Origin of the sequence: Bacillus sp. FSL R9-9497 (assembly GCF_038005805.1) — a bacterium.
In the GTDB taxonomy this organism is placed as follows: Bacteria; Bacillota; Bacilli; order Bacillales; family Bacillaceae_G; genus Bacillus_A; species Bacillus_A cereus.
Genome location: NZ_JBBOTY010000001.1, coordinates 4,378,177 through 4,402,643 on the forward strand (window position 1 = coordinate 4,378,177; position 24,467 = coordinate 4,402,643).

Genomic DNA, 24,467 nt, shown 5'->3' on the forward strand with positions numbered 1-24,467 from the left:
AAAATTGTTAGACATAACTAACAATTGGGGGTGTATTTTTTTATAATACAATTTGTCACATAAAAAAATAAGCCCCCTAACTCGTTAGCGACCGCACATTGTACGATTCAACTTACGAATTAGAGAGCTTATATATTGCGGACTTTGACGTCACCGCAAAGGTTTTTTTAGCGTCCCAGGAGAGATTCGAACTCCCGACCGTACGCTTAGAAGGCGTATGCTCTATCCGGCTGAGCTACTGGGACATGGAGCGGGTGAAGAGAATCGAACTCTCGACCAGAGCTTGGAAGGCTCTTGTTTTACCACTAAACTACACCCGCATATGTTATTTTCTTTTCTTTGTTAGCGCCGTTGCCCTATCGACAATATTTATTATATGTATAACCACACATAAAGTCAACACCTTTTTTAAAAGAGGATAAATTTTCTTATCCTCTTTTAAAAACTGCTTGTTCAACTAGTTGTCCGTCTAACGTTTCAAAACGAACTTCCATTTGATTTTCATCCATTTCTAATAAAGCAAATGTCTTTTCTACACGCTGACGTGGTAATAAAATACTGCCTGGATTAATAAATAAAACGCCCTCGATTAATTCCGCACCTAATACGTGAGAATGTCCAAAGCATGCAACTTGCGCTCCCACTTCTTCAGCATGGTACGCTAGCGTTTGTAATGTCATTTTCACATTATGACGATGTCCGTGCACAACTAAGAAACGAATGCCATCTACATCAGTTACGATTTCGTCTTGAAAGTTAGCATAATCACAATTCCCTTTTACAACATGGAAACCTTGCAACTCTTCATGAGCAGGCGTTAGCTCCGAATCACCGCAATGAATCATGATATCTACTTTCCCTTCATATTTCTCTTTTAACTGCTGTAATTCCTTCACAGAGCTATGACTATCGCTTACGATTAAAGCTTTCATCAATCTCTCTCCCTTATTCTCCTAAAAACCATTCCGGGATTTTTTCTTCTAATTTACGAAGAGCACGTCCGCGGTGGCTAATGGCATTTTTCTCATCTGAGCTTAGTTCCGCCATCGCTTTTTTATATTCTTCCACATAAAAAATCGGATCATATCCAAAGCCATTTTCTCCGCGGCGCTGTTCTAAAATATATCCTTCACACGTCCCGTTTACAATAACAGGCTTTTTATCACCTTCAGGGAAAGCTACTGCTAATGCACAGTAGAAGCGAGCTTTACGCTTATCAAACGGTATTTCATTTAATTCTTGTAACACTTTATCAATATTCGCTTGATCATCTTTCGGCTCTCCAGCAAAACGAGCTGAATACACGCCTGGCTTTCCATTTAAAGCATCTACAATAAGACCTGAATCATCTGCGATTACAATTGCATTCAACTGTTTGCTCAGACTATCCGCTTTTAAAATCGCATTTTCCTCAAATGTTTCACCAGTTTCTTCGACTTCTTCAATATGAGGAAAATCGTGTAATGATTTTACTTCTAAATCAAATCTCTCAAATAACTCAGCAAACTCACGTACTTTACCCATATTTTTTGTCGCTACAACAACTTGTTTCATACTTTCCACCTCTACTCTATATGAGATACGATGTCACCTAAAGCTTCTTTTTGCATATCAATCAGTTGGAAAATGCCTTGTTCCGCAGCATCAAGTAGTTCATTTAACTGCGCTCTACTAAACGTCGCTTCTTCTCCATTTCCTTGCACCTCAACAAACTGGCCTTTTCCAGTCATAATCACGTTCATATCAACGTCTGCTTTAGAATCTTCTGCATAGTTTAAATCTAAAACAACACCTTGCTCTTCAACAATTCCTACTGACGTTGCTGCTAAATAATCTTTTACTGGAATTTTAGATACTTTTTCTGCTTGTAATAATTTCTCGAAAGCTAATACCATCGCTACATATGCACCTGTAATAGAAGCTGTTCTCGTTCCACCATCTGCTTGGATGACATCACAGTCAATCCAAACTGTTCTCTCGCCAAGCGCTTCTAAATCAACTACCGCACGTAATGCTCGTCCAATTAGACGTTGAATTTCCATTGTACGTCCTGTTACTTTCCCTTTGCTTGACTCCCTAATCGTACGTTGTTCTGTTGCACGCGGAATCATCGCGTATTCAGCTGTTACCCATCCTTTTCCTTCTCCACGCATAAACGGTGGTACACGCTCTTCAATTGTTGCTGAGCAAATCACCTTTGTATCCCCAACTTCAATTAATACAGATCCCTCTGGATGTTTTAAATAATTCGTATGAATATGTATATGGCGTAATTCTGTTTTCTCTCTACCATCTACTCGCATAAAAATAACCTCCTCTTAATTACTACTCGTTAGTATAGCCAAATTTAAATGTATGATATGTATACAATAAAAGAAGGAGAACCCAAAAAGCAATTCTCCTTTCTTACTTAAGTATATCAAATTATTCAAGATTAAAAACTACCTGTATTCACGTTTTCTGGACGATCTACAGGTTTTATTAACTTTCCGCCCTTTTCATCTATAAGATTTGCTTTTCCATTTACTTCAATAGAAATATTTTTCACACCTTTCTTTTCTGTTAAAGATAAAACTAACGACTTCAATACGTAATTTGAAATCATATTTTTATCTGGGTTTACAAATATATTTTCATTAAAGTTTAATGTAAGATTTCCGTCTTGTAATTTCGGATTCGTAATAAGCTTAACGCCTGGATTAAAATCATTCAGGAGCGATTGATGGATCGGACCTTTTACAAGCTCATCTATAATTGCTGCATAGTCATTTTCTTTACCTTCCGCAACGCGGCGTGTGACTGGTACGTAGTATTGCTGTTTATTATTATTTTGCGCCATAAAATACAGTGTGACTGGTTTTGTATTTGTTACATCTGCTACTTGTTCATCATCGAAGTTAATACCATTTGCACGGCTCACTCCTTCACCAAGCGGTGTACCACCAACCGGCATCTTTGCCAATTTCTCACCATTTATTTGGAACTGCACTTGTTTTATCTCTGTAAATTGCGTCAACGTCCAAGCTATAGATTCAACGATTTGACGCTCTTCTTCTTTCGCATAGTTTTTCATTTCTTTAGAGAAATCAATAACTGCCGTTCCGTCCTTTTTCAAATCTAAGGTCATCGTTGTATTCGCCGGAATGACTGCACGAAACCCATTTGGTAATAAATTCGTTACCGGTCCATCTTTCACAAGGTATTCTAACGTTTGCTTCACAGTCTCATTTGCTTTCGGAGTAGGTATAGCTAACGTTTGTGGTACAACATAACCATTTTTATCAACAAGGTATAGTTCTCTATTTACCATTTGCCCTTGCTTATCTTTTTTAGCTACTTCTTTCTTCCCACCCTCTGTATACGTAACTTGTTTTGGCGGATCAATTTGTTCAGTTGCTTTCTCTTGATTTATAAAGCCACACCCTGTTAGTAAAACAGCGCTCACAGTAGCACCAACAACCCATTTAAAAGTGGATTTAGGCATGCCATTCCCCCCTAAAATCTAAGTTTGTACTATTATGTATACGAGCTGTTTCACGTTTTAGAACAAGCTGTGCCTCTTATAAATTGAAACTTTAATCAGCAGGGGCTTACTACCCAGCAAATAGCAAGATAAAACAAAAGCTCCTGATTTCTCAGGAGCTCACTTATATAAATTCTACTATTATTCTTTTTCTAAATGAATATGCTTCACATTTTCAATCGGTTGACCAAACCATTTTGATGCAATTTCTTTAAACAAGCCTATTTTTCCTGTTGTTAAGAAGAGATGATCGCTTTGTTCTTCTCCTTCATTCAACATTTTACTATGATATAAGATTGTACTTACTTCACGTGCTGTTTCATCACCAGAACTAATTAGTTGCACTTTATCTCCCATTACTTTTTTAATAACAGGTCCTAAAATCGGATAATGTGTACAACCTAATATAAGTGTATCAATATCGGTACTTTTCAGTGGTTGCAGCGTTTCTCTTACAACTTCATACGCCATTTCACTTTCGAAATTCCCACTCTCTACAAGTTCAACGAAAGGTGGACAAGCTAAACTTTCTACCATAACACGGTTATTAATAGACTTTAACGCCTCTTCGTATGCACCACTTTTCACCGTTCCAATCGTTCCAATAATCCCAACGTGATACGTGTTTGTCACTTTTAAAGCTGTACGTGATCCTGGGTGAATAACTCCTACTACTGGAATTGGTAATTGTTTTTGCATCTCTTCTAATACAACTGCAGTTGCTGTATTACACGCAATAACTAACATTTTAATATTTAAATCTAGTAAATGCTCCGTCATTTCCCACGTAAATTGACGTACTTCTTCTCGAGAACGTGGACCATAAGGACAACGTGCTGTATCTCCTAAATATATGATACGCTCTTTCGGCAATTGACGAATTAATTCCTTCGCTACTGTTAAACCGCCAACTCCTGAATCGATAACACCGATTGCTCTATTCAACTTCATCACCCGTTTTCTCATTCATCATCTTTTATGTTTATCATTATATTTTACACACTTTAAGTTCGCTCACTTCAAATGCTTCTGTATGAAAATTTTCATTTGCCCATGTATAGACTAGGACCTTTTTTATTTTGCTCCTTTTTTTCGTAATTTGCAAGATAGAAAAATAACCGACCTTCTATAAGAAAGTCGGTTTCTTCTATATAAAGTGCATATTCATTGCTCCATCTTTTTTTGAAAAGAAGACATTCCCATTAATAAGAAGAAATGAGCAGAAATTAAAATGACGATAATTTATTTACAGCCCTTTTTATAGCCTTACCTATTTCCACGCTAGACTGTGGATTTTGTCCTGTAATTAAATGACCATCTACTACTACATGCGGCGTAAAATTGGGGGCTACATAAAACAAAGCTCCTTCTTCTTTCAACTTATTTTCTAACAAAAACGGAACGCGCTTTTCTAAATGTACAGCTCTTTCTTCATCGTTTGTATAACCTGTTATACGCTTACCCGCAACAAAAAACGAGCCATCCTTATTTTTCACACCGACTAAAGAGCTTACTCCGTGACAAACAGCCGCTACAATCCGGTTATTGTTATACATATTCTCAATCAAATTTGCTACATATGGATTACCTGGAAAATCTACAATCGCCCCGTGCCCACCACAAAATAAAACCGCATCATAATCCGAAAAATGAACATTTGAAATCGGCCTCGTATTTTGCAATAAAGAAGCTACATGCTTGAATTCGCGAGGTATACCATTCGGAATAGACACTCTATCTATAGGTACTCTCCCACCTTTTATTGACACAATATCAACATCAAACTTAGCCTTTTTAAATACATGATAAGGAGCTGCGAGCTCTTCCAGCCACAAACCAGTCGGGTGTCCATTCATATCATGAGCACTTGTTGAAACTAACAGTATCCTTTTCAACATATCCCCTCCTTATTACCTATTTATGTATGGAGTGTTCTTATCATTCATATAGCAAGTGAAGCAAACAAAAAATAGCCGACTTTTATATAAAAGTCGGCTGCTTTCTTATAATTCGAGCTCTCCCATACGAAGAAGCTCCACAACTGCTTGTGAACGTCCTTTAACCCCTAGCTTTTGCATTGCGTTTGAGATATGGTTGCGAACTGTCTTTTCACTTATAAAAAGTTCACCTGCAATTTCCTTCGTTGTTTTATCTTGAACCAGCAATTCAAATACTTCTCTCTCTCTCTTTGTGAGTAAAGGTTTAGATTGATACGCTTTTTCCTTCAACTGGTATAACCCTCCTTGCTTAAGCCAGAGCTGTGTATGTGTAAGTTGGGTGTTTATTTAGTCAAGATATTGTATGAACGAAATGTGCAGGTGGTGAATAAAAATGGGCTTTATTTCCTATGTTATTTTAGACTTTTATACAGTGCGTACACTCTTTTTATCCACTTACTTTCCAACGCGCCATATTTGTTCTAGCAATATACTTACAACCGTACCTACAAATAAACCATTACCGAATATATATTGCATAATAGACGGCAAGGATTGGAGTGCTCCAGACGGTAAAAACATTACGCCGCTGCCAAATAATACTGCAACGCCTAAGATCGTTACATTCCTTTCACTCATCGGCACTTGTTTTATATTATTAAATCCAATTCCAATTAACTGTACGAACGAAGCCATTAAAACAGCCGATGCAACAGCTGATGGTAAAGATGCTAAGTAACGAATAATACTTGGAAAAAGAGACATTACGACTAGTAATGCACATGCCATTAAGAACGATCGTATATACTTTTGTTTTGTTAAACGTATAAATCCTGCCGTTGCTGGTAACGGAACGACACCTACAGTTGAAAATACAGAAGAGATGAGATGTGAAATCCCCCCAACCCATGTTCCATCTTTCAACTGTTTTTGTTCAATAGTCGCTTTATGAATAGTTGCTTGATTAATTGCTATAATAGCTGCCACCGTATTCGAAACTAAAATACATACCATAACGAAACTGGATACAGCCATACCAGTATTCCATTTTGGAAGTCCCCAAGCAAATATATGTGGAAGTTGCACAAAATGAGTTACTTGAGATGGGATTGTCACTTTTCCTGCAATGAGAAAAATAATCCACCCACTAATTAATCCTATTAAAACTGCATAACTTTTGACAAAGCCTTTTCCAAAATTAGATAGTATAATAACGAACAGAAATATACTAAACGCGATCATTGCTGTAAATCCGTCGATTTGAGAAATAGTAGCTGTAATTCCTAACATTCCTTTTAAAAATACACCACTTAATTGTAAACATAATAAAAGTAAAAACGTCCCTGTCACAAGCGGCGTAAATAAAAATAAAATACGTCCTATAAAACCAGTTACTCCTAATCCTATTAAAATAACACCGGAGATTATCATTCCTAATTCTAAAATTTGCAGTGTACTATGTAATTGATCCTGTCCGGCCGTTGCATAAGCAAGTACGGTAAATACACCAACCCAAGATCCAGCCGGCCCATCCGCAATTGGCAGTCTATGCCCAAGCCACCCTTGTAAAAAAGAAGATATACCAACTACAAAAAACGTACGCTGCATTAAATAAAATATTTCTTCCGTCGTAAGATGAAATAATCCGCCAACGACAATTGGTAGTGCGATTGAATTTGCTAATAAAAATATAAACCATTGCAAAGTTCCCATAATATGATTTTGGTTATGTTGATTGTCCAATTTTTTCATCCCTTCTAGCTTTCCTATAAAAATATATTGTAAGAATAAAAAAGAAGAGTTCTATACTCACCATTAGAACCCTCCTCAAAATATTTAAACGATTCTTCTACACAAGATTATTTAATTCCACCTCATTTAAACTTCCAACAACAATATTTCCTTTATACACGACTAAACGTTTTTCTGTTTGACGCGCTACTGCTTCAGCAGCGCATGTCGCATTCGTCAAAACAAAGCTCGCTTCATCCCCTACATTCGGCCATACTCGCTTCCCTTCATTATTTAACGTTTCTTTTCCTCCTGTAATAAAGCGGAGTGCTTTTCCTAAAGACCTTTCGTCACTCCACCCAAAACGCTCTGCTAATCGATTCGCCTTTTGAAGCATATCACCTGTTCCAAACGGTGACCAATGATCTGTAATGCTATCATTGCCTAATGCAACCTTAACACCTTTTTTATCTAATAACGGAATTGGGATTACTTGTTTACCAATTGGCACTGTTGAAGTAATATCAATATTTACATTTGCGAGTCTTTCTGCCACTTCTTCAGCCTCTTTATCAGTAACACCACCAAGTCCAAGTGCATGACTAATCGTTACACGGCCTTGCCATCCTGCTTCTTCTGTTAAACTTGCCAATCTCTTCATCGTAAACGTTCCAAGATTATTCGCATCGTGCAAATGAATATCAACATCCGCATTAAATTCTACTGCGATATCCATAATTGTATGTAATGACTTTTCAATGTCATTATCTACTGTAGCTGGATCTACTCCTCCGACTAGATGAGCACCCATACGCATCGCATCTTTCACGAGTTGCACAGAATCACTGCGCAATAATCCATGTTGCGGAAACGCAACAATTCTACTAGACACTCGATTTTTATATGTTTCTAATGCCGCTAACGTCGCCTCCAGATTACCAAGCCCAATAATCGGATCGACATTACAATGCGTTCTAATATTCGTTGCACCATTTTGCAGTAGTAACTCTAGCATATTTTCCGCTCTATTTTGGGCAGTCGCTAATTGCTTTGGTAAAATTTTTTCTTCTTCATTAAAACGTGTAAAAATACTTTCTGCTGGCATACAAGCTTTCCATGGGCCACTATAATATGTTTTATCAATGTGAATGTGCATCTCTTTGAAAGCTGGCAACATTAATAAGTTCTTAGCATCAAAAGTTACTATATCTTCCTCTTGAACAATCCCTTTTATAATTTTTTTAATTCGACCATCTTCAATAAGTAAACTGCATAATTCTGTTTCTGTTTGTGAAATTCTCTCTTCTTCATATGTATATCCTGATTCAAGCATTACGTTAGTCAACCAATATACTGTCATCTCTATTTCCCCACCCTTTATTAAAAATCACCTCATAACTACAAGTTTAATATCCACTGAAAATTAAGACAATTAATACGATCACTTCTCACAAAAAAATGTAATACAACCCCATAGTCTTCTCATAAATTTCCATATAGAATAAAAGTATGCAGTTTGATATAAAAAGGAGTTGATTGGAATATGTCAAAAAAGTTATGTAAATCCGAAACTGATAAAATGCTATTTGGTATATGTGGTGGTTTAGGAGAATATTTTGATATTAGCTCTACTCTTATTCGTATCATTTGGGTTATTGCTGTTTTATGTTTTGGGACAGGATTTTTAGTTTATTTCATTTGTTTATTACTTATGCCACGTTCGTACTAACGGCATTATTTCACATACTTAAGAAGAGAAATCACCTATAGAATCCTATAGGTGATTTTTTCATGAAGAATATTTCATCGTTAAATGTAATACCGCTACTTCTTCTTCTTCATTTTTATAAATATGCTTCTTATTCGCTTCAAATTGAATGGAATCAAACTCATTTAATTCGTATACATCATTCTCCACTTGAATAGACACTTTCCCTTTCATTACCGTTACAAGCTCAATCGCACCTTCATGATGAGCTTCTGGCTCATATATACTATTTGATCGTAAACAAGCACGGTGCATTTCCATCCCTGTTTCTTTCGTATAACGGAACATCGTTTCTAAATGCCACGCTTGTCCTTCATCTACTGCAAATCCTTCTCCACAGCGCGCAACAGCTACAGGTTCTCCAACAACCATTAATCTGGATAAAGGAATTGATAACCCTTTCGTTATTTTCCAAATGACAGCTAGTGTCGGATTTGTTTCCCCTCTTTCGATCTTTCCTAATGTTAATTTACTAACTCCTGTTTTATGAGCTAATTCTTCTAAACTTAATTTCTGTTCATTTCGAATTTGTCTCAATAACTGTCCAACTTGTTGAATGACTTCTTTCGTTTGCATATCTTCATTTTCTTTCATATATAAAACCACCTTAAAGTATAAAATAGTTTACTTTTAATAATTAAAAGTATATCATACTATACATAATTATTTATTTTCGAAAGGAGTGTTATACTTCATGCGCGCAATTTTATTAGGTCTTTTATCATCGGCCTTTTTTTCTGCAACCTTTATTATTAATAGAGCAATGAATGTATCTGGAACGAGCTGGGCTTGGACAGCTTCCTTCCGTTTTTTATTTGCTCTTCCTATTTTATTCCTTATCGTTTTATTTCGCAAAAACTTTAGGGGATTATGGGAAGAGTTAAAAAAACATCCATTGGCATGGATCGGATGGGGTTCTGTTGCCGGTATTGGTTTTTATTCTTTATTAAGTTTCGCAGCTGTCTTTTCTCCAGCTTGGCTCGTTGCTGGAACTTGGCAAGTTACGATTTTAGCTGGTTTACTACTATCACCACTATTTTTCGTGAAAATAGAAACAAAATCAGGTACGAAACTTGTACGTGGAAAAATTCCACTTCGTAGCTTATATGTTGCATTATTTATTTTACTTGGTGTAATTTGTATGCAAGCAACTGCCGCAGGCCATATTACAATGACTCAGTTCATTTCAGGTTTTTTACCTGTCGTATTAGCCGCTTTCTTATATCCGTTCGGTAACCGAAAAATGATGGAGCTTGTTGGTGGACGCCTTGATACGTTCCAACGTGTATTAGGAATGGCAATTGGAAGTCTTCCTATAACAATCTTGCTTGGTATATACGGATTTTCTACTACTGGCATTCCAACATCCAACCAAATACTTCAAGGATTTTTGTTAGCATTATGTTCCGGCGTTATTGCAACGATGACATTTTTCTTTGCTACTGACTTAGCAAAAGATAACCTCGCTCTACTTGGAGCTGTTGAAGCAACACAAGCTGGAACGATGGTCTTTACCGTACTTGGAGAAATCATTTTCTTAAATGGTTCACTCCCTGGAGGACTTTCTCTCATCGGAATGATTATTATCATATTAGGAATGGTTGCAAATAGTATTTTAAACCGTTCTGTTCCAGTCGTTAAACAGAAAAAATCAGCATAAAAAAAGGGTATGGTTCTATAGAGATGAACCATACTCTTTTTTATTGTCCCCCTATTTCGCCTTATCAGAATAGTATTTCATTGGCTGCTTATACTAAAACTTATGTTATAATACGTTTCATGCGCATTAATAGGAGGTAAATTATGTTAAAAAAAGCAATCGCTGAATTTATTGGTACATTTGTACTTGTATTATTCGGAACTGGAGTAGCTGTCACTGGCGGCGGAATTGAAGGAATTGGAACATTAGGAATCGCTATGGCTTTCGGTCTATCTATTGTAGCTATGGCATATAGCATCGGAACAATTTCTGGATGTCACATTAACCCAGCAGTATCAGTAGCTATGTTCATCAACAAACGAATGAACGCTATGGAACTTTGTTATTATGTATTAGCTCAAATTTTAGGTGGTCTATTAGGAACTGCAACGTTAGTAACAATTTTAAAATCTGCTAAAACACCTTTAGATAATTTAGGACAAAATGGTTTCGGAACTCTTGGTTTATCTGGAGCATTTTTAGTTGAGTTCATTTTAACTTTCGTATTTATTTTAGTTATCGTTGCTGTAACAGGTAAAAAAGGAAGTTCTTCTTTAGCTGGACTAGTAATTGGTTTCACATTAGTTTTAATTCACTTATTAGGAATTCCGTTAACTGGAACATCTGTTAACCCAGCTCGTAGTATCGCACCAGCTTTATTTGTTGGTGGAGAAGCACTTTCTCAACTATGGGTATTCATCGTAGCACCAATTCTTGGTGGTATCTTCGCAGCTATCGTAGGTAAATTCATTTTAAATACTGAAAAATAGAATTTTCAATATTTCTGAATAAAAAAAGGCGAGCCCTCATTATGAGGAAGCTCGCTTTTTTTATTCTTTCATTTTAGACTTTAAATTTGTAACTAATTGATCTACCGTTACATTTGCAAGTACGTTTTCCATCGCTTCTTGCGCTTGCATTAAAATAATTTCTAATACTGATTGAATATTAGCTCCTACTGGACATTCAATGTTGGGATTTTCATGGAAGGAAAATAGCTGTCCTTCTTCTACAACTTCCACTGCTTTATATACATCAAGTAATGTAATTTCTTCTAAATCTCGAGCAAGTGTCGTACCACCTTTACCAGCTTGTACATCAACAAGTCCTGCTCTCTTCAACATTCCTGTAATGCGACGAATCACAACTGGATTTGTATTCACACTACCGGCAATCCATTCAGAGGTACAGCGAGAGTTTCGATCTATCGCAAGTAATGTCAGCATATGAACACCTACTGTAAAACGACTACTAATCCCCATCTGCACACCCTCCTTTTTATTCATTCTATTAAAAGACGACTCTTATCATTATATACTATTTTTAATTTATACATAAAGAAAAAGCATGATTTCAATAAGAAATCACGCTTTTCTCTCATTATTGACGCTTTATAAATTTCGCTAAATCTTTAAATTTCACTTTATCTGAGTAATTCATTACGCCGTTTACGTAAATGCGGCTTGTAACAGCATTTAATACCGCAATTGTCGCCAATAAGACTGCTAATGTTATCGTAATTTCTAGCATACCTGCTTCACCAGCTACAATACGTGAGAAGGTAACCATCGGTGTAAAGAATGGAATGTAAGAACTTACAACGACGATAGTACTATTCGGATCACTTAATGATTTAATACTAATAAAGAATGCAGCCATAATTAAAATCATTACCGGGAAAGATACAGCTTGTAAATCCTCCGTCTTAGACACGACAGCTCCAGCAGCAGCATACATCATCGCATAAAGTAAATATCCCGTAATGAAATAAACAAGAAACATGCTGATAACCTTTGCATCTAATTTCGTAAAGTCAATTGGAATACCAAGTAGTGAGGCACTTTCTAAATCGACCCAACCTAACAAATATGGAATAAGATAACCACACGCCAATATGACAAGTTGCAATAACGCCGTTGAAACAACCGCTAAAATTTTCGCATACATCATCGTAAGAGGCTTCACTTTCGGAAGCATTACTTCCATTACACGTGACGCCTTTTCAGATGCAATATTCATTGCGATTGTATTTCCGAACGCTACAATAAACATATATAAAGCAAATGTAAAGAAATAGGCAATTCCGAAAGAAGATGTACGATCTTTTATCGCTTCTTGCTTTACTTGAATTTCTGTTTGTAATTGCTGTGCAATTTCTGGTGAAACATTATTTTTGGCAATCGTCACCATCGTATATTGTTGCTTTAAATATCCTGCCATAATTGCAGAAGTTGCTTGGCTTGGAAATCCATTATACATATATGTAATCGATGGAGCCCCATCCTTTTCCGTCACATGGAATAGACCATCTAAATCGCCTTCTTCTACTTGCTTATGCAGTTTATCAAAATCATCCTTTGAACCAATTGTTATTTTTGCTGATGGCAATAGCTTATTTAGCTCATCTTTTTGTACTTTATATGTGGAACTCTCTACTACAACTGCAATTTTATCTTTATCCTTATTTTTATCATCGCCTGAAGTAAAATGATTAAATGCAAAAATCCCAAACACAACTAAAAATAAAATCGCACTCGTAATTAATGATTTTTTAGATAAAAATGCTTCCCTAAAATAAAATGAAAATACGTGAGAAAATTTACGCATCGTTATTTCGCCCTCTCTACAAAGATTTCGTTTAACGTCGGCTCTAACATTTTGAATTGTCGTAAGCTAACACCTTGCTCTTGCAACTGTTGCAAAATCTTGAGAGCTTCCGCATCGTCTTGTACTTTCATATAAAGAAGGCCTTGTTGTTTTTCATACGATACATGTATAGCTTCTAATTCCTTTTCATTCTCTACTGTATCTTCAATCGTTAAATTACGGAAACCGTATTCTTTCTTAATATCACTTAGCTGTCCTTTTACGACTGCTTCACCTTTTTTCAAAATACATACATGTTGGCAAAAAGCCTCTACTTGTTCCATACGATGACTTGATAAAATAATCGTCTTTCCGCTCTGTACTTGTTCTTCAATAATACTAGCTAACATCCCAGCATTAACTGGATCAAGACCGCTGAATGGTTCATCTAAAATGAGAAGTTCCGGATTATGAAGAAGAGCAGCAATTAATTGGATTTTTTGCTGATTCCCTTTTGAAAGCTCTCCAGCCGTTTTAAATTTATATTCTGGTATCGCTAAACGCTCTAACCAGTGATCAATAGCATGATCTACTTCTTTCTTCGACATTCCTTCTAATCTACCAAAATATCGCAGCTGATCTATTACTCTACTTTTTGTATATAAACCTCTTTCTTCTGGTAAATACCCAATTGTTACACCACTATTTCCAAATGCTTTTCCATCCCATGTAATCGAACCTTCATTAGGCGTTAATAATCCGAGAAGCATTTTGATTGTTGTTGTTTTCCCTGCACCATTTCGTCCAAGTAACCCTAGTACTTCACCTTTTGGTAACAAAATTTGCAAACCGTTAACTGCTTTTGATTCCCCAAATTGTTTCGTTAAGTTTTGAATTTGTAAACTCAAGTATAAAGCCTCCCCTTTAGTATCATTCGTACTCTCTTTCAAAGACTATGTTTATTCAAGACAAAATATAGCACCACGCTTCATCCTCTTATATGTAAACATCGTCATTAATCCATCATTTGTTCTATTTAGTTAAAATTGTAAATAACAAAGTTCTTTTTGTCAATTATAATTGTCATTACGACAATAAAAATTGTCAAAACAACTATTATTATTTTGCTCATCTTTCTAATATAGGACATACTACTATATATACAAAAGACAATATGCAAATGTTCATATAAAAATATTATATTTTAATATATAATATAAAATGATTTTCTAACATCAAGGAGGATACATATGAAGATGAAGAGGGGCATTACCACTTTATTATCTGTAGCGGTTCTATCTACATCACTTGTAGCATGTTCAGGAACACCAGAGAAAACAGTGGCAAAAGAAGAGAAAGTAAAATTAACAGAACAACAATTAATGGCTGATTTATGGTATCAAACAGCCGGTGAAACGAAAGCACTTTACTACCAAGGGTACAACATTGGTCAATTAAAGCTTGATGCAATTCTTGCAAAAGGGACAGAGAAAAAACCTGCTATCGTGCTTGATTTAGACGAAACTGTTTTAGATAACAGTCCTCATCAAGCAATGAGCGTAAAAACAGGCAAAGGCTATCCTTACAAATGGGATGATTGGATTAACAAAGCTGAGGCTGAAGCCCTTCCAGGCGCAATTGATTTCTTAAAATATACAGAGTCTAAAGGTGTAGATATTTACTACATCTCAAATCGTAAAACGAATCAACTAGATGCGACAATTAAAAATCTTGAGCGTGTAGGTGCTCCTCAAGCAACGAAAGAACATATATTACTACAAGATCCGAAAGAAAAAGGAAAAGAAAAACGCCGTGAACTCGTTTCTCAAACTCATGATATTGTCTTATTCTTCGGTGATAACTTATCTGATTTCACAGGTTTTGATGGAAAATCTGTAAAAGATCGTAACCAAACAGTAGCAGATTCAAAAGCACAATTTGGTGAGAAATTCATTATTTTCCCGAATCCAATGTATGGCGATTGGGAAGGCGCTTTATATGATTATGATTTCAAAAAATCAGATGCAGAAAAAGATAAAATCCGTCGCGACAACTTAAAATCATTTGAAGTAAAATAAAAGAGGATGGCATTCGCCATCCTCTTTTATTTTACTTTCTCTGTTAAAGGCAAGATAAATACTTCCACACGTCTATTCTTTGCCTTTCCTTCTTGTGTATCGTTTGGAGCAATTGAACGGTATTCTCCGTATCCAATCGCACTAAATTTTTCTGGTTGTAATTCTTTATTTTGCAGTAATACTTGCATAAAATTAACTGCCCGCTGCGTACTTAATTCCCAATTCGACGCAAACTGCGCATTGGCAATAGGGACATTATCCGTATGACCCGATACTGTAATTTCACGAGGTGACGCTGAAACAAGTAAGCTAGACATCTCTTTTGCAATCCCTAAAGATTCTAATTTCACATCTGCTTTCCCCGAATCAAACAGTATATTTTCTAATATTGTCACCATTAATCCCTTTTCAGTTAATTTAGTTTGAAAAGAAGAGGATAATTGTTTTTCATTAATATATTGATCAATCTTTTTTTGTAATGCTTTCAATTCATCCATCTCTTTTTTTTCTTTAGCTCTAGCTTCTTCTTGTTTTTTTGTTTGTTCTGCCTCAAGGCTACTTGCTGATAATTCTTTTTCATCATTTGGCTTTTGATCACTTAAAAATTCTTTGTTACCTGTTCCCCCAGCTAATTCACTTCGAAAAGCAACTGCCATCTGTTTAAACTTCGCAGCATCTATACTACTCATTGCGAATAAAACGATAAACAATGCAAATAACAACGTTAACATATCAGAATATGGGATTAACCATGTTTCATCGATATGCTCATCATGTTTTTTCTTTTTGCCTCTTCTATTTTTCTTACTCCGCATTTTTTTCTGCTCCTTTTTCTAGCTTTTTACGCTCAGTTGCAGAAAGTGCACCTAAAATGCGGTTCTTCATAATAAACGGATATGTACCTTCTTGTAACATTAATAAACAATCAATGATTAAACGTTTTTTCTCAATTTCAGCTGAAGATTTTTGCTTTAACTTATTTGCAAATGGATGCCATAATACATAACCTGAAAAAATACCAAAAATCGTTGCAATAAACGCACCCGAAATAGCATGACCTAACTTTTCAATATCAGTTAAGTTACCAAGCGCAGCTACAAGACCGATAACAGCACCTAAAACTCCTAATGTCGGTGCATACGTACCAGCTTGTGAAAAAATAGCAGCTCCCTTTGCATGTCTTTCTTCAATTGCCTCTAATTCAGATTCCAAAATCTGCTCCAAATCTTCTGCGGATACGCCATCAATCACAAATTTCATACCGCGCAAAAGAAATTCATCTTGAATTTTGTCTAATTGTTGCTCTAAAGACAAAATACCGTATTTTCTACTTTCAGATGTCCAATGAACAAATAATTCTAGCAACTGTTCATAACTTAAATCCTTTTTATTTGAACCAAAAAGAACTTTAAATAGTTTTGGAACCCTTTTTAGTTGATTCATCGGAAATGCAATACATACTGCAGCAAATGTACCGATAAAAATAATTAATGCTGCGGCAGGATTTAATAAGGCTGTTATGTCAGCGCCCTTGACGACCATCCCTACTACCACTGCTACAAATCCTAAAATAAGTCCAATAATTGTTGCAAAATCCATTCCCATTCACTCCCAGTCTATACAAGAAGTTCTCTATTCTCGATAATCGCTACATCTTCTTATGTATATATATTACATAAAAAATGCATTTCATGAAAGATAAGAAATGAATTATATAAAAAAATACTACAAATTCACACATTTTCTGACATTTTCTTTGCATTTCTATTACGTTATGACTCTTATATTCCTTTTCCAACAAACTAGATTTATAATAAAAAAAACATTACACATTTTATTAAGAAGGGACTGTGATTACAAGGCATCATGAAAAAGATAATAATTATTTCTGCCACTACTATTGTAATCGGGATCACATCTTTCGCTTACTTTGGTTCTAAAACACCACTACATAATGAAGCAAAAGCTGTCGAAAGTCAAAAGCATAATAACCATAAAAAAGAAGAGATTCCTGCTTTTCCAAAAGCTGATCATAATGCAAAGAAAATAGACAATGACTTTTCAGTGGTAACAAATCCAAAATCTAATCTTGTCTTAATTAATAAACATCGAAAACTACCAGATGGATACATTCCTGAAGACTTAACGAGACCAAATGTACCATTTATTAGTCCAAAAGATAAAGAAAAAACATTGCTGCGAAAAGATGCTGCAGAGGCACTTGAAAACATGTTTAAAGCTGCGAAAAAAGAAGGGCTTGATCTTACAGCTGTATCTGGTTATCGTTCATACAAACGCCAAAAATCGTTGCATGATACATACGTTAGACGCCAAGGAAAAGCCGAAGCTAATTCGGTAAGCGCAATTCCTGGTACAAGTGAACACCAAACGGGTTTAGCAATGGATATTAGTTCAAAATCAGCTAAATTTCAATTAGAGCCTATCTTCGGGGAGACAGCAGAAGGAAAATGGGTCGCAGAACACGCTCATGAATTCGGCTTTGTCATTCGTTACTTAGAAGATAAAACAGATACAACAGAATATGCATATGAACCATGGCACTTACGCTACGTTGGTAATCCATACGCTACATACCTATATAAACATCACTTAACATTAGAAGAAGCGATGGAAGACAAAAAATAAGAGAGCAAATTGCTCTCTTATTTTTCTTTCACTCTATTATTGTAGTAATTTCTTCTTCCATTCTTCAGGCCATGGTTCGCCTCTTCCTGTTTTTTTCGACGCTTGAACCATCATTCCACGACCTACTAAACAAACCTCTCCTGCTGCATTCTTCACCATATAATGTAAATCTAAAGAAGAATTCCCGACCGATCCTGCCTTTACATACACCTTCAGCTGTTCATCAAAATATATTTGCTTAATAAAATTACATTGTAAATCCGCAACAACGATCATCGTTTCTGATGATGCATGTGTCCACTCTTGCATAAATCCAAGTTCTTTAAACAACGCAATACGAGCTTCTTCAAAATAAGTAAAAGCAACGACATTATTTACATGTCCAAACATATCTACTTCACCAAAACGAACCTTTACAGGGTTGTAAAACGAAAAACCACTTTCCCATTGCTCAAAGTCTTCAATATAAGAAATCCTCTTCATTGTTATCTCCCCTTTTCACCTTTAAATAAACAGAATAAACAGAAAAATAAAGTTATAAATATTGCCTCTTCGATATGAAGAGGCAATATTTATTAATAGTTATTATCGCTACCAAAGAAATCTTTGAACGATTGAATTGTTGTATCACGGTTTAATGCCGCAATTGAAGTTGTTAAAGGAATACCCTTCGGACATGATTGCACACAGTTTTGAGAGTTACCACAGTTTGCTAGTCCTCCATCTCCCATAATTGCACGTAAGCGATCTGCTTTATGCATTTCACCCGTTGGATGTGAGTTGAATAAGCGAGCTTGTGATAACGGTGCTGGTCCAATAAAGTCAGACTTACTGTTTACGTTTGGACATGATTCTAAGCAAACACCACATGTCATGCATTTTGAAAGCTCATAAGCCCATTGACGCTTTTTCTCAGGCATTCTTGGTCCTGGACCTAGGTCATACGTACCATCAATTGGAATCCACGCTTTAACGCGTTTTAGAGCATTAAACATGCGACTACGATCAACTTGCAAGTCACGTACAACCGGGAATGTCTTCATCGGTTTTAAGCGAATTGGTTGCTCTAATTGATCGATAAGTGCCGTACATGATTGACGTGGTTTTCCGTTAATCACCATCGAACATGCACCACATACTTCCTCTAAGCAGTTCATATCCCATGCAATCGGAGTTGTTTGGTTCCCTTTTGAATCAACAGGATTACGACGGATTTCCATAAGTGCTGAGATAATATTCATATTCGGACGATATGGAATTTCAAACTCTTGGTCAAACGCTTGCGCATCTGGCCCGTCTTGTCTCGTAATGATGAGGCGGATTGTTTTCTCAGACATGTTGTTTATCCCCCTTCTCTTCACCCTTAGCAGCTACATCATGTTTTGAAGAATAATCACGTTTACGTGGTTTAATTAACGAAATATCAACGTCCTCGTAATGGAATGCTGGTGCATTTCCTTCTCCCTCAAATTTTGCCATCGTAGTTTTTAAGAAGTTTGCATCATCACGATTTGGGAATTCAGGTTTGTAATGCGCCCCACGGCTCTCATTACGGTTATATGCGCCAATTGTAATAACACGTGCTAACTCAAACATATTTGCAAGTTGGCGTGTAAATGAAGCACCTTGGTTACTCCATCTTGCTGTATCGTTAATGTTAATACGTTTGTAACGAGCCATTAATTCTTCAATTTTCGCATCTGTTTCTAATAATTTTTTATTTTCACGAACTACTGTAACGTTATCTGTCATCCATTCTCCAAGCTCTTTATGAAGAACATACGCATTTTCGTTACCATCCATCGTTAAAATATTGTTAAATTTCTCTGTTTCGATTAATTCATTTTGCTCATATACAGTAGATGAAACAGCATCAGATGATTTAGAAAGACCTTTCATATACTCAATTGCGTTTGGTCCTGCTACCATACCACCATAAATTGCTGATAATAGTGAGTTTGCACCAAGACGGTTACCACCGTGCATAGAATAATCACACTCACCTGCTGCAAATAAACCTGGAATATTTGTCATCTGTTTATAATCAACCCATAGTCCGCCCATTGAATAGTGAACAGCTGGGAAGATTTTCATCGGTAGTTTACGAGGATCATCCCCTGTAAATTTCTCATAGATTTCAATAATTCCACCTAGTTTAATATCTAGTTCTTTTGGATCTTTATGAGAAAGATCTAAGTACACCATGTTTTCACCGTTAATACCTAGTTTTTGCTCTACGCAAACATCAAAGATTTCACGCGTTGCGATGTCACGAGGTACAAGGTTTCCGTAAGCCGGATATTTTTCTTCTAAGAAGTACCATGGTTTACCATCTTTATATGTCCAAACACGTCCACCTTCACCACGTGCAGATTCACTCATAAGACGTAATTTATCGTCTCCAGGAATTGCCGTTGGGTGAATTTGAATGAACTCACCGTTTGCATAATATGCGCCTTGTTGATATACAGCAGAAGCTGCTGTACCTGTATTGATAATGGAGTTTGTTGATTTTCCGAAAATGATACCAGGGCCCCCTGTTGCCATAATCACGGCATCTGCTCCGAAACTTCTAATCTCCATAGTTTGTAAGTCTTGTGCAACGATTCCTCGGCACACACCTTCATCATCAACAACAGCTCGTAAGAAATCCCAACCTTCATATTTCGTTACAAGTCCTGCTACTTCGTGACGACGTACTTGCTCATCTAATGCGTAAAGTAATTGCTGTCCAGTTGTTGCACCAGCAAATGCTGTACGGTGATGTTGCGTTCCACCAAATCGACGGAAATCAAGAAGTCCTTCTTCCGTACGGTTGAACATAACACCCATACGGTCCATTAAATGAATGATACCAGGTGCTGCTTCACACATTGCTTTAACTGGTGGTTGGTTCGCTAAGAAGTCCCCACCATAAATTGTATCGTCAAAGTGGATCCATGGAGAATCCCCTTCACCTTTCGTATTTACGGCACCGTTAATTCCGCCCTGAGCACATACAGAATGTGAACGTTTTACTGGTACTAAAGAAAACAGTTCAACATTTACTCCTGCTTCTGCCGCTTTAATCGTTGCCATTAAGCCAGCCAAGCCACCGCCGACTACTATAAGTTTCCCTTTCATGCTCTCCCACTCCTTACTGGTTTGCTAGCTGTGGATCGATGAACGCTAATAATGCACTCACACCTACATAAGATAAACCTAAGAAAATAGCTAATGTTACATAAGTAGAGATTCTTTGTGAACGTGGAGATACTGTAATTCCCCAGCTGATGCAGAATGTCCATAGTCCATTTGCAAAGTGGAAAATTGTTGAAACAACACCAACTAAGTAGAATGCAAACATAGCTGGATTGTTTAAAATATCTGCCATCATATCATAGTTTACCTCTTTACCTAACATTGCTTGAATACGAGTTTCCCAGACGTGCCAAGAAATGAAGATCAGCGTAACGATACCTGAAATTCTTTGGAAAACGAACATCCAGTTACGGAAATAACCGTAAGAAACCGCATTGTTCTTAGCTGTAAATGCAATATATAAGCCATATATAGCATGGTACAGTATCGGTAAAAAGATGATGAAAATTTCTAGCGCATACCGGAATGGAAGGAGCTCCATAAAGCCTGCAGCTTTGTTAAAAGCCTCTGCTCCTCGTGTTGCAAAGTTGTTTACAATTAAATGTTGCGTCAAAAAGACACCAACCGGGATGACCCCCATTAATGAGTGCCACTTACGAAACGTATACTCGCGGCCTTTCATGTCCCCATTACCCCCCTTGAATGTTTGACTGCTGTTTTCAGATTAGTTTATGACAATAATGTTTTTTCACTATTGGCATAAGAAAAACTGAAAAAATTATTCGAAATATTTCAGCATAATTTGATACCAAGTTCATTTTACTCCTATTTTTGTCGAAGCGTCAAGAAAACGTATACATAATTTGCATATAATTTGCCAATTCTTTTTTTCTTCTTATATATTCAGATTTTCCTAAAGAAAAATCTGTTTTTATAAATGTGAAATGTTATATAATAATCCCTATAGAAAGAGGGGAATATTGTGAGTAAAAATACAATCGATACAACATCTTTAGAAGATGTTTCATTGAACGCCTTCGCTTATGAATTGCTACGTGAAGAATTACTACCTGATTTAATCGGCAACGATTTAGATGGTATTTTATACTGGTCTGGTAGAAACCTTGCAAGAAAATATCCGCTAGAAACAATTGAAGAAGTCATTCAGTTCTTTGAAAAGGCTGGCTGGGGCACTTTAAGCATTGTTGAACATAAGCGTCGTGAAATGCAGTTCCAACTTAAAGGCACACTCATCGCAGAACGTCAAAAACAAAAACGACATTCTTCTTATCAACTAGAAGCCGGATTCATCGCTGAACAAATCCAAAAGCAACGGAACGTCGTTGCAGAGTCATACGAAGAAAAGAAAAAACGTTCTGACTCTATTACATTTCTTGTAAAATGGGATATAAAAGATCTCATTGAAGTGTAAGCATTACCTACAGTCAACTAGACATATCAGTTTAGTTGACTTTTTTGTATTTTCATTCAGATGCATTTATTTTAAATCTTCAGAAATTATACCAAAAAACAGAAGACGTTGTAAACTACAACGTCTTCTTATCTGTTAAATACGTATAAATCGTCTCCGCGACATTTTTCGGCATACCCGCTTCGACAAATTCCTCTATAGAAGCTTCTTTCATCTTCTTTAATGAACCAAAATGTTTTAACAATACCTTTTTCCGTTTATCACCGATTCCTGGAATATCATCCAATGCTGATTGAATAACAGATTTCCCGTGTAATTGACGATGGAATGTAATCGCAAATCGATGCACCTCATCTTGAATACGCTGCAATAAATAAAATTCTTGGCTATTTCTCTCAAGCATCACAGGTTCCGGTGGATCCCCAATAATTAAATGGGAGGTTTTATGTTTATCATCTTTTACAAGACCTGCCATCGGAATATATAATCCGAGCTCATTCTCTAAAATATCACTTGCAGCCGCTAGATGGCCTTTTCCTCCATCAATAATAATCAAATCAGGTAAAGGTGAATTTTCTTTAAGCGCCCTTGTATAACGGCGCCTCACAACTTCTCTCATAGACTCATAATCATCTGGTCCTTGAACCGTTTTAATTTTATATTTTCGATACTCTTTCTTCGCCGGTTTCCCATCGATAAAAGCAATCATTGCAGAAACGGGATTTGTTCCTTGAATATTTGAGTTATCAAACGCTTCAATACGATATGGCGTTTCAATCCCAAGCTGCTTCCCTAAATGATCTACCGCTTTAATCGTTCGTTCTTCATCACGTTCAATTAAGTAAAACTTCTCTTCAAGAGCAATCTTCGCATTTTTATTTGCCAATTCTACAAGGTCTTTTTTCTTACCACGTTTCGGCTGCGTCGCTTCCACTTCTAAAAAGCGCTCTACTAATTCCGAGTCTATACTTCCTGGAACGACAATTTCCTTCGGCTTAAAATGACTACTGTTTTCATAAAATTGGCCGATAAACGTTAAAAAACCCTCTTCTGGTTCATCGTAAATTGGAAACATAGAAACATCACGTTCAATTAGCTTTCCTTTTCGAACGAAGAAAACTTGAACACACATCCATCCTTTATCCACTGCATATCCAAACACATCACGATCCACTAAGTCACTCATAATCATCTTTTGCTTTTCCATAATCGCATCAATATGAGCAATTTGATCACGCAACTCTTTTGCACGTTCAAACTCTAGTTTCTCTGAGGCCTCATACATTTTTATTTCTAGTTCTGAACGAACTTCTTTATGTCCACCATTTAAAAACTTAATAATTTCATCTACAATTTCTTTATTTTGTTCTTCCGTCACTTCTTTCACACAAGGCGCTAAACATTGACCCATATGATAATACAAACAAACTTTATCTGGCATATTCGTGCATTTCCGAAGTGGATACATACGATCTAGCAGTTTTTTCGTTTCATGAGCAGATTGTGCATTTGGATAAGGACCAAAATATTTCCCTTTATCTTTTTTTACGTTTCGAGTAATGAGTAAGCGAGGTTGCTTCTCCGCTGTAATTTTAATAAAAGGATATGTTTTATCATCTTTTAATTGAATATTATATTTCGGATCATATTTTTTAATTAGATTTAACTCTAAAATAAGTGCTTCTAAATTCGAAGAAGTTACAATATATTCAAAATCAACAATTTCTCCTACAAGCCGCAGTGTTTTCCCATCATGTGAACCAGTAAAGTACGAGCGCACACGATTTTTAAGCACTTTTGCCTTTCCGACATATATAACCGTTCCTTGCTTATCTTTCATCAAATAACAACCAGGTTGATCTGGTAAAATAGCCAACTTCTCTTTCAAATGTTCGTGCACTCGTCTCCCTCCATTTCTACATACTTAGCATTTTTATTTTCCCTTGAAAACATACTATGCCCAAACACCCAACATACGTTCTTTTA

26 protein-coding genes and 2 tRNA genes are annotated in these 24,467 nt (G+C 36.3%); 6 read left to right on the plus strand and 22 right to left on the minus strand.

Features of this window, described 5'->3' with window-relative positions:
- Nucleotides 1-171: 171 nt before the first annotated feature.
- From MKY21_RS22550 to MKY21_RS22600, 11 genes are all read right to left on the minus strand, one after another.
- Nucleotides 172-245, minus strand: a tRNA-Arg gene (locus MKY21_RS22550).
- 1 nt (nt 246) lies between these two features.
- Nucleotides 247-320 (minus strand) — tRNA-Gly (locus MKY21_RS22555).
- Nucleotides 321-428: 108 nt separating this feature from the next.
- Nucleotides 429-932, minus strand: coding sequence for a metallophosphoesterase (locus MKY21_RS22560; RefSeq protein ID WP_000645488.1), 504 nt, complete (start codon nt 930-932; stop codon nt 429-431).
- Nucleotides 933-945: 13 nt separating this feature from the next.
- A complete protein-coding gene (locus MKY21_RS22565) occupies nt 946-1,554 on the minus strand; it encodes an XTP/dITP diphosphatase (protein ID WP_000815929.1) in 609 nt (202 codons plus the stop codon).
- 11 nt (nt 1,555-1,565) lie between these two features.
- Nucleotides 1,566-2,303, minus strand: coding sequence for a ribonuclease PH (gene rph, locus MKY21_RS22570; RefSeq protein ID WP_341077417.1), 738 nt, complete (start codon nt 2,301-2,303; stop codon nt 1,566-1,568).
- A 131-nt stretch (nt 2,304-2,434) separates the two neighbouring features.
- Entirely contained in the window at nt 2,435-3,484 is a 1,050-nt protein-coding gene (gene gerM, locus MKY21_RS22575; protein WP_001126746.1) for a spore germination protein GerM, read from the minus strand.
- Nucleotides 3,485-3,664: 180 nt separating this feature from the next.
- Nucleotides 3,665-4,474: a glutamate racemase gene (racE, locus tag MKY21_RS22580; RefSeq protein ID WP_000774005.1), complete on the minus strand. Its 810-nt coding sequence runs from the start codon at nt 4,472-4,474 to the stop codon at nt 3,665-3,667.
- 275 nt (nt 4,475-4,749) lie between these two features.
- Nucleotides 4,750-5,421: a type 1 glutamine amidotransferase domain-containing protein gene (locus MKY21_RS22585; protein ID WP_341077421.1), complete on the minus strand. Its 672-nt coding sequence runs from the start codon at nt 5,419-5,421 to the stop codon at nt 4,750-4,752.
- Between the two features lie 105 nt (nt 5,422-5,526).
- Nucleotides 5,527-5,751, minus strand: coding sequence for a spore germination transcription factor GerE (gene gerE, locus MKY21_RS22590; protein ID WP_000659484.1), 225 nt, complete (start codon nt 5,749-5,751; stop codon nt 5,527-5,529).
- 165 nt (nt 5,752-5,916) lie between these two features.
- Nucleotides 5,917-7,212: a purine/pyrimidine permease gene (locus tag MKY21_RS22595; protein ID WP_002062437.1), complete on the minus strand. Its 1,296-nt coding sequence runs from the start codon at nt 7,210-7,212 to the stop codon at nt 5,917-5,919.
- A gap of 97 nt (nt 7,213-7,309) precedes the next feature.
- Nucleotides 7,310-8,551, minus strand: a complete 1,242-nt coding sequence (locus MKY21_RS22600) for an amidohydrolase family protein (protein ID WP_000219559.1) — start codon at nt 8,549-8,551, stop codon at nt 7,310-7,312.
- Between the two features lie 183 nt (nt 8,552-8,734).
- Here MKY21_RS22600 and MKY21_RS22605 point away from each other — a divergent pair, with 183 nt between their 5' ends.
- Nucleotides 8,735-8,920: a PspC domain-containing protein gene (locus MKY21_RS22605; RefSeq protein WP_000038411.1), complete on the plus strand. Its 186-nt coding sequence runs from the start codon at nt 8,735-8,737 to the stop codon at nt 8,918-8,920.
- A gap of 60 nt (nt 8,921-8,980) precedes the next feature.
- On the opposite strand, the gene MKY21_RS22610 is transcribed toward MKY21_RS22605, so the two are convergent.
- On the minus strand, nt 8,981-9,553 hold the full coding sequence (locus MKY21_RS22610; protein WP_000661924.1) for a helix-turn-helix domain-containing protein: 573 nt from the start codon (nt 9,551-9,553) through the stop codon (nt 8,981-8,983).
- Between the two features lie 100 nt (nt 9,554-9,653).
- Here MKY21_RS22610 and MKY21_RS22615 point away from each other — a divergent pair, with 100 nt between their 5' ends.
- On the plus strand, nt 9,654-10,619 hold the full coding sequence (locus MKY21_RS22615) for a DMT family transporter (protein WP_001201627.1): 966 nt from the start codon (nt 9,654-9,656) through the stop codon (nt 10,617-10,619).
- 143 nt (nt 10,620-10,762) lie between these two features.
- A complete protein-coding gene (locus MKY21_RS22620) occupies nt 10,763-11,428 on the plus strand; it encodes an aquaporin (protein ID WP_000913213.1) in 666 nt (221 codons plus the stop codon).
- 60 nt (nt 11,429-11,488) lie between these two features.
- Here MKY21_RS22620 and MKY21_RS22625 read toward each other — a convergent pair whose 3' ends face one another.
- The 3 genes from MKY21_RS22625 to MKY21_RS22635 all read right to left on the minus strand — a co-directional run bounded on the left by MKY21_RS22625 (nt 11,489) and on the right by MKY21_RS22635 (nt 14,152).
- Nucleotides 11,489-11,920, minus strand: a complete 432-nt coding sequence (locus tag MKY21_RS22625) for an Rrf2 family transcriptional regulator (protein WP_000512998.1) — start codon at nt 11,918-11,920, stop codon at nt 11,489-11,491.
- Nucleotides 11,921-12,038: 118 nt separating this feature from the next.
- Nucleotides 12,039-13,265: an ABC transporter permease gene (locus MKY21_RS22630; RefSeq protein WP_065703106.1), complete on the minus strand. Its 1,227-nt coding sequence runs from the start codon at nt 13,263-13,265 to the stop codon at nt 12,039-12,041.
- A gap of 2 nt (nt 13,266-13,267) precedes the next feature.
- Complete coding sequence (locus MKY21_RS22635; RefSeq protein WP_086392249.1) at nt 13,268-14,152, minus strand: ABC transporter ATP-binding protein; 885 nt, start codon at nt 14,150-14,152, stop codon at nt 13,268-13,270.
- Nucleotides 14,153-14,494: 342 nt separating this feature from the next.
- Between MKY21_RS22635 and MKY21_RS22640 the strand changes: the two genes are divergently transcribed.
- The gene (locus MKY21_RS22640) at nt 14,495-15,322 is read left to right on the plus strand and encodes a 5'-nucleotidase, lipoprotein e(P4) family (RefSeq protein ID WP_000782768.1); all 828 of its coding nucleotides are present in this window, start codon (nt 14,495-14,497) and stop codon (nt 15,320-15,322) included.
- 26 nt (nt 15,323-15,348) lie between these two features.
- Here MKY21_RS22640 and motB read toward each other — a convergent pair whose 3' ends face one another.
- Nucleotides 15,349-16,137, minus strand: coding sequence for a flagellar motor protein MotB (motB, locus tag MKY21_RS22645; protein WP_001256735.1), 789 nt, complete (start codon nt 16,135-16,137; stop codon nt 15,349-15,351).
- On the minus strand, nt 16,127-16,921 hold the full coding sequence (gene motA / locus MKY21_RS22650; protein ID WP_000344853.1) for a flagellar motor stator protein MotA: 795 nt from the start codon (nt 16,919-16,921) through the stop codon (nt 16,127-16,129). The genes motB and motA overlap by 11 nt, the downstream gene beginning before the upstream one ends.
- Nucleotides 16,922-17,188: 267 nt before the next feature.
- On the opposite strand from motA, the gene MKY21_RS22655 reads away from it, so the two are divergent.
- Nucleotides 17,189-17,968 carry a M15 family metallopeptidase gene (locus MKY21_RS22655; RefSeq protein WP_000720201.1) on the plus strand — a complete coding sequence of 260 codons (780 nt, stop codon included), beginning with the start codon at nt 17,189-17,191 and terminating at the stop codon, nt 17,966-17,968.
- A 36-nt stretch (nt 17,969-18,004) separates the two neighbouring features.
- Here MKY21_RS22655 and MKY21_RS22660 read toward each other — a convergent pair whose 3' ends face one another.
- The 4 genes from MKY21_RS22660 to sdhC form a co-directional block, all read right to left on the minus strand.
- Entirely contained in the window at nt 18,005-18,451 is a 447-nt protein-coding gene (locus MKY21_RS22660) for an acyl-CoA thioesterase (protein WP_000822734.1), read from the minus strand.
- Between the two features lie 92 nt (nt 18,452-18,543).
- Nucleotides 18,544-19,305, minus strand: coding sequence for a succinate dehydrogenase iron-sulfur subunit (sdhB, locus tag MKY21_RS22665; RefSeq protein WP_001291827.1), 762 nt, complete (start codon nt 19,303-19,305; stop codon nt 18,544-18,546).
- Nucleotides 19,298-21,091, minus strand: coding sequence for a succinate dehydrogenase flavoprotein subunit (gene sdhA, locus MKY21_RS22670; protein ID WP_000676750.1), 1,794 nt, complete (start codon nt 21,089-21,091; stop codon nt 19,298-19,300). The genes sdhB and sdhA overlap by 8 nt, the downstream gene beginning before the upstream one ends.
- Before the next feature lie 13 nt (nt 21,092-21,104).
- A complete protein-coding gene (gene sdhC, locus MKY21_RS22675) occupies nt 21,105-21,731 on the minus strand; it encodes a succinate dehydrogenase cytochrome B558 (protein WP_000678354.1) in 627 nt (208 codons plus the stop codon).
- Nucleotides 21,732-22,031: 300 nt separating this feature from the next.
- Here sdhC and MKY21_RS22680 point away from each other — a divergent pair, with 300 nt between their 5' ends.
- Complete coding sequence (locus MKY21_RS22680) at nt 22,032-22,481, plus strand: YslB family protein (protein WP_000042226.1); 450 nt, start codon at nt 22,032-22,034, stop codon at nt 22,479-22,481.
- Between the two features lie 115 nt (nt 22,482-22,596).
- Here MKY21_RS22680 and uvrC read toward each other — a convergent pair whose 3' ends face one another.
- The gene (gene uvrC / locus MKY21_RS22685; protein ID WP_000544296.1) at nt 22,597-24,381 is read right to left on the minus strand and encodes an excinuclease ABC subunit C; all 1,785 of its coding nucleotides are present in this window, start codon (nt 24,379-24,381) and stop codon (nt 22,597-22,599) included.
- Nucleotides 24,382-24,467 lie beyond the last annotated feature (86 nt).